The sequence below is a fragment of the Paenibacillus sp. FSL R7-0313 genome (assembly GCF_037969885.1).
In the GTDB taxonomy this organism is placed as follows: Bacteria; Bacillota; Bacilli; order Paenibacillales; family Paenibacillaceae; genus Paenibacillus.
Map to the genome: position 1 here is coordinate 713,804 of NZ_CP150219.1, position 13,203 is coordinate 727,006.

General features: G+C 48.4%; 11 protein-coding genes. 3 read left to right on the forward strand and 8 right to left on the reverse strand.

Features of this window, described 5'->3' with window-relative positions:
• Positions 1 to 105: 105 nt before the first annotated feature.
• The gene (locus NSQ38_RS02990; RefSeq protein ID WP_036616541.1) at positions 106 to 711 is read left to right on the forward strand and encodes a class I SAM-dependent methyltransferase; all 606 of its coding nucleotides are present in this window, start codon (positions 106 to 108) and stop codon (positions 709 to 711) included.
• 262 nt (positions 712 to 973) lie between these two features.
• Here NSQ38_RS02990 and NSQ38_RS02995 read toward each other — a convergent pair whose 3' ends face one another.
• The 7 genes from NSQ38_RS02995 to NSQ38_RS03025 all read right to left on the reverse strand — a co-directional run bounded on the left by NSQ38_RS02995 (position 974) and on the right by NSQ38_RS03025 (position 9,632).
• Positions 974 to 2,110, reverse strand: a complete 1,137-nt coding sequence (locus tag NSQ38_RS02995) for a glycoside hydrolase family 88 protein (RefSeq protein ID WP_339786966.1) — start codon at positions 2,108 to 2,110, stop codon at positions 974 to 976.
• 190 nt (positions 2,111 to 2,300) lie between these two features.
• Complete coding sequence (locus NSQ38_RS03000) at positions 2,301 to 4,271, reverse strand: glycosyl hydrolase (RefSeq protein ID WP_339786970.1); 1,971 nt, start codon at positions 4,269 to 4,271, stop codon at positions 2,301 to 2,303.
• Positions 4,264 to 6,270: a heparinase II/III family protein gene (locus NSQ38_RS03005; RefSeq protein WP_339786973.1), complete on the reverse strand. Its 2,007-nt coding sequence runs from the start codon at positions 6,268 to 6,270 to the stop codon at positions 4,264 to 4,266. The genes NSQ38_RS03000 and NSQ38_RS03005 overlap by 8 nt, the downstream gene beginning before the upstream one ends.
• A gap of 292 nt (positions 6,271 to 6,562) precedes the next feature.
• Positions 6,563 to 7,219, reverse strand: a complete 657-nt coding sequence (locus NSQ38_RS03010) for an SGNH/GDSL hydrolase family protein (RefSeq protein ID WP_076216567.1) — start codon at positions 7,217 to 7,219, stop codon at positions 6,563 to 6,565.
• Between the two features lie 302 nt (positions 7,220 to 7,521).
• Positions 7,522 to 8,319 (reverse strand): NAD(P)-dependent oxidoreductase, encoded by a 798-nt coding sequence (locus NSQ38_RS03015; protein WP_338594811.1) that lies wholly within the window; start codon positions 8,317 to 8,319, stop codon positions 7,522 to 7,524.
• Between the two features lie 288 nt (positions 8,320 to 8,607).
• Positions 8,608 to 8,937 (reverse strand): AzlD domain-containing protein, encoded by a 330-nt coding sequence (locus tag NSQ38_RS03020; protein ID WP_076319591.1) that lies wholly within the window; start codon positions 8,935 to 8,937, stop codon positions 8,608 to 8,610.
• Positions 8,928 to 9,632, reverse strand: coding sequence for an AzlC family ABC transporter permease (locus tag NSQ38_RS03025; protein WP_339790381.1), 705 nt, complete (start codon positions 9,630 to 9,632; stop codon positions 8,928 to 8,930). Before NSQ38_RS03025 ends, NSQ38_RS03020 begins: the two co-directional genes overlap by 10 nt.
• Positions 9,633 to 10,078: 446 nt before the next feature.
• Between NSQ38_RS03025 and NSQ38_RS03030 the strand changes: the two genes are divergently transcribed.
• Complete coding sequence (locus tag NSQ38_RS03030) at positions 10,079 to 12,079, forward strand: methyl-accepting chemotaxis protein (RefSeq protein ID WP_339786977.1); 2,001 nt, start codon at positions 10,079 to 10,081, stop codon at positions 12,077 to 12,079.
• A 154-nt stretch (positions 12,080 to 12,233) separates the two neighbouring features.
• Positions 12,234 to 12,380: a hypothetical protein gene (locus NSQ38_RS03035; protein ID WP_339786980.1), complete on the forward strand. Its 147-nt coding sequence runs from the start codon at positions 12,234 to 12,236 to the stop codon at positions 12,378 to 12,380.
• Between the two features lie 76 nt (positions 12,381 to 12,456).
• Here the strand turns inward: NSQ38_RS03035 and NSQ38_RS03040 are convergent, their stop codons facing one another.
• Positions 12,457 to 12,936: a MarR family transcriptional regulator gene (locus NSQ38_RS03040; protein WP_235193904.1), complete on the reverse strand. Its 480-nt coding sequence runs from the start codon at positions 12,934 to 12,936 to the stop codon at positions 12,457 to 12,459.
• Positions 12,937 to 13,203: the final 267 nt, after the last annotated feature.

The following is a 13,203-nucleotide window of genomic DNA, read 5'->3' on the forward strand; positions in this document are numbered from 1 at the left end:
ATTTATCTTCTATTCCTGTTTCAACTGATCATACCTGCGTATATTACGCATACCTATGTATATTGACTGTCTTGAACTTCTTTTAACAGGATTGGAGGAAACATAATGCATCAGCCTTTTGATTACATCGGGTATTGGGAGGAAACATATCGTTCGGGTGAAACTTCCGGGAGGGGTTCATACGGGGTTTTGGCTGAATTTAAGGCCGAGGTCGTGAACGGACTGATTCAACGTGAAGGTATTCATCGTGTCATTGAGTTTGGGTGTGGGGATGGCAACCAGTTGCAATACATGAATTATGAGGACTACCTGGGCGTGGATGTAGCGGCTTCTTCAGTAAAGCGTTGTGCTTCCCAATTTGCCAAGGATTCGTCCAAGAGCTTCATGCTGTATACACCAGGCCTATGGATTAACCGAGGTTTCCTGCAAGCCGATCTGACGGTCTGTCTGGATGTGTTATATCACATCACGGATGAAACAGATTTTCGCAATACCCTCTATGATATTCTGCACTCCTCAACAGCATGGGTGGTGCTTTACACCCGTTTGAAAGAAAACGGCAACCCGGGGATTGATACAATCCAGGACCGTAATCTGTTCGAATATCTCTTCGACTACCCTGATTTCAAAGTTCATGAGATTATTCCGCAACGTTATCCTGATCAATCTTCTGCCGACTTTGTCATCCTGAGACGTACGCCTTCGAAGTGAAAATCGATTCTTTCAGTAGAGCCATCCGCCTGTCCGCTTACCTTGATTTGTCTATTCAAAGCTCAAACTTAGATATACTACGTCTCCAATAGAAGGAATATCGTTCCTAATCCTAGAGACAGCCTTATGCGGACAGGTGATGATGGTTTGCTAATGATGTTACTGACAATTACATACTGAATATATAACGTATAACACGAACACAACCATACTGATCCGTTCTCACCTTCAGTTCCTCTTGTTCATAGCACTCAATTCTTTTTTAAAATAACCCCGCATATCCACGCAGCTTCGCCAACGCTTCCATATAGAAATAATCGCCGTATATAATCGGCACATTCAGCCCTCGCCCTTCCGGGTAATGCACCGTTCCCTGCATGATCAGACCTTCTTCCGCTGCCGAGTCGCCAGAGCTATAGTGCTCATGCAAGCCGCGGACGATACGCTCTCCCGCGGCGGCATAGGTTTCCCCGCGTGGCGACAGCTTCGCCAGCTCGAGCAACCCGCTCGCGGCAATCGCCGCAGCGGACGAGTCCCACGCCACCTGATGCTCCGCAGGTGCGCGGAAATCCCACACCGGCACGATCTCTTCGCCAAGCATGGCGAGGAAGAAATCGGCCGCACGCTCCGCTGTCTCCAGATATCGGGCTTCGCCCGTATACCGGAAAGACAGCGCAAACCCGTGCAGCGCCCAGGCGGTGCCCCGCGCCCAGGCGGAACCTGGAGCATGGCCCTGTCCGCCATGCTCACGCAACTTCTGCCCCGTGTGTGGATCAAACTCCACCACGTGGCAGATGGACCTGTCAGCGCGGATGAATTCGCGCGCCACGGTGTCCGCATGTGCTTCCGCCAGCCAGCGGAAGCGAGGATCGCCGCTCTGCTCGGATGCCCAGTAGAGCAGCGGCAGGTTCATCATGCTGTCAATGATGGCTACGCCGCGCGTATCCATTGCTGACGAGCTGAAGTTCCAGGCGCGGATGAACTCACCGCGCACGTGGAACCGGGCAGCGAGCAAGTTGGCGGCAAGCATGCCACGCCGCCGTCCATCCATGCTGCCCGTCTGGCGATAGTTGGCTACGCCACTAAGCAGCCAGATGAACCCCAGATCGTGATCCACCGATTCGGGATCACGCAGACAACCTTCCAGTTGCCGCTCACAGCTTTCGGCAATGCGATGTAACGGAGCGACCGCTTCACTTTCCGGCGCATCCTCATAGACCAGCCATAACAATCCAGGCCAGAAACCTGCTGTCCACCATTCCGGATCATTCCGGTCATACGTCCCCTGCGGGGCAATGTGTGGAAATGTATCCTTGATCCGCTTTGCGTTCCGAATCGTTTTGGCAGCACCCTGTTGCCACGCTTCCTCGAGCCATTTTACCGATGTTGATGTGTTCATGAACATATCCCTCCTCGATTCAATACCAGACACCTATGCTTGATGCTCCAGCTCATCCTCAACTTATCTATAGCGTCGTATGCCGTAACTGCAATATCTATCCGATAAATATCACTAATCATCCACGAATAACACTTTTAACTATGCTTCGAGCTGTTTTGAGATGTTTGGAGATCTAATGAGCCTCGACCTAAACGCCTTCGCCTTCATGCGTAACCTCGCCCAATCGGATCGTAAATGACAGACTACGTGCTCCGTTTACTTCAATCCGCGCTTCCTTCAGCAACCCATTACGTGAAGCCACAGCCTGTTCCTCCAGATGAATAATGGCTCCCTGATCCAGCGCTGCAGATTCTACATATGCCCCGCGATACTCCGTTCGTACACGTTGATCCGCATGCGTAATCACCGCCTGTTCACGACCATCATGGAACATCAACGGAATGAGTGCACCTGCCGCCGCGATCTCACCTTCGAATTCATACGTTATGGTCAGCAAGTCTGCCTGTTGCACATAATGAGTACGCAATGTTTCAATTCCGGGTAATGGACCAACCCATGTCACGGCAAAAGAATTTTCCGAGGCGTTTACCACATCTTCCGCCGCTCTTTCCGCCAGATGCTGCTCCACTTGATTCCGCGTATCATAGTCCACCTTCTCATACACTATAGACCCTCCTCCCTGAGCCGGGTCTAATCCAACGTCACGATCATATGCACCACCGGATGGAATCCCCTCTGCAAGACTGTGCCATACCCCATCTGGTGTCTTCCAGGCAGGACAGTAGCTGAGCGGACGGACCTCCCCTTCGGCAAATTCCGTAAACCCGGCCTGCACATGGCTGGCAGCGGACGGACCAATCAGACCAGGTAACCCCATCTGCTGAATCCGTACCAAACCAGGGATCGTATACGGATCATTCATCGCCGTGTGTAGTACCAGTTGCTGACCAGGTATGGAAGCAATCACGGTTTCGAACCACCCATCGGTCTGCAAAACCCGGCTGCCCACCTCGGAAGGAAGGTACACTTCGCCCACATCGTCTCCCGGATCACTGAGACAAGCGTGAGCCAGCGCTGCTGCCGTCCACAGGTTGTAACAGGTGTGGTTGGTATAGATTTCATACCCGTGCCGATCTTCTGGCGAGTATTCATTGCGCACGATTTTCAAACGTCCATCATCCATCTTCCAGCGCTCAACAGCAGCAAAACACCGATTGGCCGCACGTGCAAAAGCACCCGCCATCACCGGATCTCCCGCCTCCAGAGCCTGCGTTGCATGTGTGGAGCATACATAAGCTGCGGCTGCTTCATTCCACTGGTGCTGGGAGCTGCGACCACGCGGCGGAATCTCACCTAGCGGCGAGAGCGTCAGTAGCGAGCTGAAGGCACCATGGCGCAGCTGCTCACGCAACCTGTCGGCAGTGGCACCTTCGTAACCAGCTTCAAGCATCACCCCAAGGTGATAACGGGTAGCAATATCATAGGAAAATGGACAATTCGGACGATCCAGCGGTCCATCCTGATACAATCCGAGTGCTGTAAATCGGGGCACATGATAGGCTTCCAGATAACGATCCATCCACGTTGTATCCTCACTCGCCAGCTGTTCATGCCACCGCAGATATTCGCCAGAGATCATAATGGCATTCCAGTTAATCATCCGATTGGGGTTGTTCATGTTGCTCATCGTAAATACATAATCTTGTTCAGGATGGATCGTCTTGAGTGCCTCAGCCCAGATCTGTGCTTGTTCAGGCAGATGTGACTTCAACAACATATAAGCTCTCATCATGAGTACAGGAAAAAAATCAGGGTGATTGTCAGGTGCACTACGTTTGACCACGGCATCAATGCTCTGTGACAGGGCTGCCGCTGCGGATTGGAGCAGATCTGTACGCCCTGCGTCAACCAGAACCGCCGCAGCCATCGCATAGGCTGGTGTAGAATAATATCTCTCCACACCCGAGAACGGGTCGATAATTGCACCCTGGCTGTCCTGATAAGGTGTGTAAGCGCGAACAACACTCTCAACAAGTGCCAACTTGCGCTCCCTATTCCAGCCGTCTGCCGGAGGGGGGCCCGCTTGTTCTGCCAATGTGCGGTAATGTTCGAGTTCATCTTTCCATGGATACGTGGACGCGGATGTATATTTACTCATGCATGCTCACCTCGGTTTCTCCCATTTTCGGTTCAATGATGAAGCGTACCTCACATACCGTTTCAATCAGCTCAGAACTTTCTATGCAAACATCCGTCTCATCAATCACACCTGTCCATGATAGTGACGTCCGATAGAATGTGACCGGAACATTATCATGATCAACTGTGTCTATTGCCTCCGTAAAGACCTGCCACTGGTTCGCATCATACATCATATGGACCGTTCCATGTATGCCTTGCCAGCGAAGATTACCGCTCTTCACCACCTCAGGTTTTACTCTGCTCATCCATCGCTCCACAACACTTGAACACTCTGCATGTGAAACTGAATCGTCCACCGAAGATGATCGTTTAGCCGAAGGCATAATCCTGCTCTTCCATTGAAAACGGTCAATCAGACGCAATTCCGCTCCATTCCCGCTACCGTCAGCAGCCATCTTCCAATGAAATTGGCGCGTATAACGAGCCAGTGAAGCAGCTCCAGAGTATGCGGATGTTAGATCCATTGTTGCATTCAGCTCACAGCCACCCTCTGCCAGCTTTGCCTCTAACACATGGGCTTGCGCTTGCCGGCCCGAGCTTTGCTCCTGGCCTTCAATGAGCGGAACGTTATGCCCGGATGATGAGATGTGTAACAACTGCTCTCTGCCTGGTGCAAAATACGCTTGGGTATACAACCCTGCTCCTGGATCACACAGAATATTCTCACCACCGCAATGGATAATGAACTGTCCCAGATCATTATGGTTGTGAGGTTCATCGTTATGCCCGCCTTTAATGGAAATAGCCACATGAAGGGGTGCGCCGTTTGTACGTTTTGTATCCGGAGAATCGAGCGAGCCTTTTGCAATCATCCAGCCCAGATTTTGAAAAACGAACCCACGTTCAGCCTGCCCAGAGGCACCTTCATCACCGTATACTGCCGGATCGCTCCACATCACGTTCCGCAATAGATGAGCCCAGCGATGACATGGATCATCAGTAAGCAGTGGAATATGAAACGGAAGATCTATCTGCAACCCAACCCGGGACGCGAGTAGGGAGAGTAATCCAGAAGGGATCTCTTCCTGCTCGGCACTGTCCGAATAATTCACATATGTGCCGCCCGACAGATGAACTCGCAGCGGAAAAGCCGCGATGTCTGCGATTTTGGGACCCGCCAGCAGATCTAGTTCGCCCTCACTGTACTCACGAAGCATCTCGGCATAATAGGTGAAATAACCAAAGCCATATACCCAATATCCAATGCCTTCGGCACAGCCGCCATCCTCGCCATATCCGCTCAAGAATGCGTTCATACAGCTGACCGTATGGGAGATCGATTCCTGTAGTGTGAACTCATCCTCGAGCAGCAACAATGCAGCCATGCCACAGCACCCACCACAGACCGCCGACCAGTTGTGATCCGCTGTCTGCCAGTGGAACTTCCGTTGCTCCCGGTAAAGCGGTTTGAAAATTCGCCGCTCTGCTTCAGACCTAACCCGCTCTATGACAAGGGGATCCAGTCGCTCGGTGTGAATGTTCACAATCTCGGCCAGCATATGTACCGTCTCTGCGGCGAACAGATCGATGTTTCCATCCACCTGGTTGATCTCCCCCGTACCCAGATGCGCGGGCAAACACCACGTATACTCACCACACACGTCCCACAACATTTCTTCCAGCGCTAGCAGTGCATCCGGCCTAGCCGTGTCCAAGGCGAGCATCGCCACAGCAGCAAGTCTGCCTCTTCGATCGAAATAAGCCTCTTCATAGGCTTTGCGCTCACCCGTATCACTGAACTGTCGATATAGACGGAACGACAAGGAAGGCATCGGTTCTTTCAAGGCACGTTCAGCGTAAGCCTTCAAGTCTGTGTATAACGTAGCCAATTCAGGCCGGGATAACTTCTCTAAGAGTCTGTCGGCACTTAAGGATCTCAATGCTCTGCTCTCATTTCCACATTGGTTTATATTTTCATTTTCGACTTCGTGAATGGAATCTTCCACTGGATTCACCACTCTTCGTTAATGGATTGTCATATCAATATTACAATGTAATCGATTTCATTTTACCGGATATGATAGCACTTTTGAAGAATTATCCATTAGAACCCTTTCCACGACGTTACGCCCTTCTCCTTCCCAACACAAAAAAACGAAGAACCTTCGTCAGGTTCTCCGTTACATTCTGCCTGTCACCACAGGCTTTTTATGGCTATCTCATATTCTTAACTATCTTATATCCTCAACTAATCCTGTATACCTATAATGCTGTTGCCCATATCGCAACTGTCCGCTGTTGTTTATGTTACACAATTGCAAGCGAAGAATTCTGTACAACAGACAACCATTGACGTGCAATCAGCTCATGACCTGCCGCAGTTGGATGTACGCCATCCCATAACCAGTACGCTGCATCCGCCTGCTTCAGAGCGTCATTAAACGTCTGCTGTAATGGCACCCACACAGCTCCAAATTCTTCAGCAAGACCTTGGGCCAGTTTCTGATATTGACCGATATACTCTTCCCAGGCTTCCCATTTCTCCGCGGTCGCTCCGGTTCTCAGAATAAACGGCTCCATCAAAATCAGCCCCGTATCCGGCATCACTTCCCGAGTCTCTTCGAGCAAATGGCGATACGCCCGTCCGAAACGATCCGTTACCCCGCTAGGTTCACCATTCATCGTGCGCCATGCATCATTAACCCCAATCAGGATGCTGATCAGGTCCGGTTTCAGACTAATTGTATCCTCATTCCAGCGTGCGTACAGATCGGATGCTCGATCCCCGCTGATGCCCCTGTTATAGAAGGTCTTTTGCTTGCCCGCCAGTTCCATACCCAGTTTGCTGGAGATCAGATACGCATATCCGTGTCCGAGAAAATGATTCGGATCATCATTGCGTGATCTTCCCCCATCTGTAATCGAGTCTCCCTGAAACAATATAACGGATGGACTAGTACTCATGATTGAAATCGTTCCTTCCTCTTGTGCAAAATGGAAACACTGAACACCTCAGTCTCCATTTTATCCCTTTCGGCCACAATAGAAAATAGCGTTTTCATCACTATATAAGTTGAACTACATATATTTACACTGACACTACGATGACAGAACAACCTTCCAATCGCTGTTATCCCCAGATTTTTTTGATTCCCTTTTCCGAAGGGAAAAATCCGAGGATAAAGGCGAACGCTTCGCTTTTTCAGGTTTTTTCTGCCCTCTCCGTTATCGTATAAATGATTAATTCATCTTATATAGATACCCATCTATGAATCCTTTGGTTCTTTCTCCACATGGCCTCCGCCCTGATAGGCTGTCTCATCCTGTTTGTCGGGTACGCCTCTAAGCTTTGCCTCTTCCCACAACTCGGCTGCATCATCCTGTGGGCGGTATCCAATCTTCTGCGCCAGATAGCCAATATCATAGTAATTGTCTGTATTCGCTGAAGTCCCGTACAGATTCAGATACTTCATATCCGAATCCGCTTCAATACAACACTCAGCGAGCTGGACCATGTCCCTTGGTGAGATCCAAATATGAGCCGAGCGCTCCGAGTGCGGGTATGTATCACCTGAGAAGTTTCCGATCCGAATGTTGAATGAGGACAGGTCATATTTGTCGACGTAATAACGTCCCAGCAGTTCGATATAACATTTGCTAAGTCCATAGAAGCTGTCCGGCCGGTATGGGTCATCCACTTCAATATCTTCACCTGTAGGATAGAAGCCTGTCGCATGGTTGGAACTTGCAAAGATCACCCGCTGAACACCGTTTAACCGTGCAGCTTCATACACATGGTAAGCTCCGGTTAGGTTGATCGGCAGAACTTTGCCCAGAAAATCTTCCTCATCCTTGGCCCATGCAATGTGCAGAACGGTGTGAACCCCCTGCATTAGTTCCTTCAGGCGTTCCCCATCTGTCACATCCATGGCTACAATGCCAGCTTCCTCGTCTTCACGCAGATCAGCTGCAACGATGTCATACGCACCCTTGGCTCTCAGCCCCTCCAGCAGACTGCGACCAATGACTCCGGCAGCTCCCGTAATTAACAACTTGCGCCTCAGTTCACTCATGAATCCAGCTCCCTTCGCTCAGATAGGCTATCTGTCCTCTATAGAACAGTATTAACCGATCCTGCGAAAGAGTTACCGGATATTACAATACAACCTATATAAGTTGAACTAGCCATTTACACGAGAACGTGAGGACAGAAAGAACCTGAAGAAGCGAAGCGTTCGCCTTTATCACAAGATTTCCACCTTTATAAAAGTGAATTGAAAAATCTGGGGATAACAGTGATCGGAAGGTTGTTCTGTCATCGAAGTGGTTAGTGTAAATATTCTTTAGTTCAACTATCCGATCCAATATCGCAGAATCATCATAGCTACAATACCGACCAATACCGTTCCAAGCAGACTGCGTGTCCAGATCGCTACTGCAATCGTAGGCAGGGAAGCCCACAGAGCTGCATTTTGCGTAATCGGCACTAACTGGTTGTCCGACATGAACAGTTCCTGACCAATCAGCGCTGCCATGACCGCTACGGGTACATATTCCAGCCAGCGTAACAACCACATTGGAATCTGTATCTTGCTGAACAGCATCAGTGGCAGTACACGCGGGATAAATGTTAACAGCGCCGATCCCATAATAATCCAGAATACATCCCATCTTACTTCCATCGTTCCATGAACACTCCCATCGTTGCCGCAATGACCGCAGCCACAATGACACTCATGCTGCCAAGTGAAGCCATGCTGGCGAAGATTACACAGACCACGGCGATAATAGCCACATTAATGTGTATTTTTTTGTTTTTACGATGCACCAACTGCAGGACAACCAGTCCGATAAACATCGCTGGCAGGGCATAATCCAGACCCAGCCGTTCCGGGTTGGTAATCCAGCGTCCAAAGTATGCTCCCGCCATATTAGCCACGAACCAGTTCAGGTACGCGGTAATATTCAGACCATGCATCCAGCGTTCACTGAGCCTTTCTCTGCCAATTGCACGTGTCATCGCTACGCCAAAAGACTCATCCGTAAGCAATGAACCAATCCACATATTTTTAAGCGGGGTCAGATGCCGAAAATACGGCGATACAGCTGCGCTGAGCAGCAAATGGCGAAGATTCACAAAAAATATGGTGAATATGATCGCTACTGCTGACCCATTCGATGCGAGCATGCCTGCTGCAATGAACTGAGCCGATCCTGCATATAAAATCAGGCTGAGCAGTGCCGTTTCCGCCAGACTCAGACCTGCGGTCATTTCAATGACACCCGCTGCAAAACCAATACTCAAATAACCAAGCAGGGTTGGGATACAATCTTTGACTCCCTGCATGAATGTAGCCTGATCCTGGACCTCTTCCATGTTCTCCTGTCCAGATATCTGTAGTGTACTTTGGTCCAACTGCCGTACAACCCCTCTCCAATTTCTGTCTCCATAAACCGATATATATGGATGTAGATTCATCCAGGTACATTCTCCATGAAAACAACTTTTTTATGTATTCAACATGACCAGGTACATGCGTTATGGATTTCACAATCTGCAGTATTCACTTCACATTAATCTAGAAATATACCACAAGATGTGCACTAAGGGAGAGACAGATTACTTTTTATAGAACAGCTGTGATCCTAAATACCTATAAAAACGAAAAAAAATTTCGTGAAACTCATAAAAAATGTTGAATAAACTCGAATTTTGTCATACGATAGCACCAGAAACTTCTGGAAAGAATGGAACGAAATATCTTTTAACAGTTGGACTTGTCCACTAGACATGGGGATGAGTTACACAGAGGGGGAATGTGTATGAAAAAGATTCGTAAACAAGGGGCCAAGAGAACGATGCAGATGAGAGAGAAACTGATTTTGTCATTTGCCATCGTGCTACTCATTCCAACAATCAGTCTGGGCATTATCTCTTTCCAAACAGCCGAAGCCAAGGTTGAAGAGAAAATGTATGAGAACGCGATCAGCAGTGTTACGGTGCTCAACCAGACCATTGACCAGATCATTGGTGCAACACGCAAAAATGTTGATTTCCTGGCAAGTCAGCTGGACGCAGGCAATGTCGGACCCAATCAGGGTGACGAAACGGAGACCATCCGTACCTTGCTCGACGCGTATAAGGAAACCCATGATGACGTGGAACTTGCCTCCATCGGTACTGATCAGGGTGTGTATATTAATTCCCCTGTAACTGCGGTGAACAAAGAAGGATATGACCCGCGCGAACGCCCGTGGTATCAGGCTGCTACACAGAACAAAGATGTCCCTACCGTAATCACCCCCTACATATCAAGCAATACCGGCAATGTTGTTGCTTCGGTAGCTCAGACCTCAGCAGATGGCCATGGTGTTGTCTCTGTCAGCCTGTCGCTTGAAGCCCTCTCGAAGACCGTTAATTCCACAAAGATTGGCGAGAAGGGTTATATCTATATCATTGATAATGCCAATAAAATCATTGTACATCCTACCGAAAAACCGGGGACCGAAGGAACCATGGCACCCTATAAAGATATTTTTGCACAGAAAAACGGAAGTCTGACTTATACGCTAAATGGAAACCAGGAACACGCCTTTTTCTCCACCAATGAAACGACGGGTTGGACCGTGGTTGGTGTCATTGACAGTGGGGAAGTGACGGCTTCTGTCCGTCCAATCCTATACACCACACTTATTGTTGTAGCGATTGCAATTGCGGTAAGCTCAATCATTATTTTCTGGATTGTGCAATCAATCACCAAACCACTGAACCGCTTGGTGAAGGCATCTGACGAAATTAGTAATGGTAATCTGACCATCGAGGTTGCTGTATTGGGACAGGATGAATTTGGCAAGCTGAGCACCAGCTTCAATAAAATGAGCGAATCCCTGCGAACCGTTATTCAGGACGTGCGACACACGGCTGACGAGTTAACCGCCTCATCTACACAATTGGCAGTCAACTCATCGGAGACAACCAAAGCAACAGAGCAAGTCGCCTTAATCACGGAAGAATCCGCAGCTGGACTTGAGAAACAAACAAGCAGCCTGAAACATACGGCACTACAGATGAATGAGCTTGCTGGAGGTGTAGGACAGGTAACGAACAGCACACAGCAAGTATCCGAAGCTGCCATGCAAGCAAGTGAGCTCGCGGATAAAGGGAATGCCACCATGCAGACGGCCGTATCCGAGATGAGTTCCGTGAGTCGCTTTGTGCAAGGTATGGCAGATACTGCTGGACGACTTGAACAGCATTCCACATCGATTGGTGAGATGGTATCTGTCATTACAGATATCGCTGCACAGACCAATTTGCTTGCTCTCAATGCTTCCATTGAAGCAGCTCGTGCAGGTGAGCATGGACGCGGCTTCTCCGTTGTTGCCAGCGAGGTCCGCAAGCTCGCGGAACAATCCAGCCTTTCAGGCCAGAAGATTGTAGAGATGGTCGGAGCGATTCAACAGGAGATTTCCATGGCCAATCACAATGTACAGATCGGGCAACAGGATGTAAGCAACGGCATTCGTGCCGTTCAGTTTGCAGATGAAGCTTTTGCCCAGATTAGTGAGGCTGTTGGGGTCGTCAATCATCAGCTTGAGAACATTGCAGCTGCCTCACAACAGATGTCTGCAAGTACAGCCGAAGTGGTGCAATCCATTGATCAGATCCACGCGATATCGGAAACCAATGCCGATGGAACGGAGAACATCTCTGCTGCTACGGAGGAGCAGGTGGCTTCCATGCAGGAGATATCATCCTCTGCTGATTCCCTTGCACATCTGGCTCACAAGCTGCAGAAGCTGGTGGAACAATTCAAGCTGTAATCGTTGAACGAAAGATTGTTTACACTAACACTACGATGACAGAATAATCTGCCAATCGCTGCTTTCGTACAGAAGATTAGTCCAACTTATTTAATAAATAGTCTGTTACATCAAAATCCCCTTTGCCATCACGTTGGCAGAGGGGATTTTGGTAATGATAGGACGTGAAATATGGCTGATCGAAGGCGAAGGACGCTTCTTCTTCCTGATGAGCATCATCGATGTGTTCACCAACGTGTTTCAACTTGAGATCAATACTTCGCTAAAATATTGCATTTTGCGGACGAGGTTAAGCGTGTAATAAGCAGCCTCCCACTTGAACTGTATCCCCAATTGTTATTGATGTCTAACCTATGTACAACAATTTATTGGGTACGTTACCGATAGAAGTCCACCATATCTCCAAACAGCCGTTTAATAAATTCGAGCTCGCTTTCGTTATATCTTTCCAAAAATTCGTACATTCTTTGCTTTTCCTTCGTATGAAGCTCATCATGAGCAGCAAATAGCTTTTTGCCGATAGGCGTTAGCCGAAAATACACTTCCTTTTTGTTGTCGTTGAACTGGGATTTTCGCACCCAACCTGCCTTTAGTAATTTATTTGCGATCTTGGAGGTATTTCCTTTACTTAAATTGATTCTCTCCGCGATGGAAGTGAGATTGATCGGCTCCTGCTCTCCGATGCATGCAATGGTGTGCAGTTCCGTCATATTCAAGCTGAATTCTGATTCAATATGCTTCCGGATATCCTCCAGGTATGAGGCAGTTATTCGGGTTTCATATTGCTCTTTTTGCTCAAGAAACTGAACGAAAAATTCATGAATGGCCGTTTTGTTTTTACTGGCAGTATCCATCATTATGCTGGCTCCTCGACTTATTTGTTTTATTATATCATAGATTGTTCTCTGAGAAACATATGGGCATACCCATATTGGGATTGGGGTTGACATGGTAAATAGAAACCAAGTAAAGTTATATTGTTTCGTATGAAACTAAAATTATATATAATTTTCATCACACTTGTTTTAACAGGCAATAAAAAAGGTTCTAACGAAACAATAATTGATGAAGGAGGTTTGACGGAAATACTTGTCCACTTTTCAAGAGGAAATTTATAAAATATG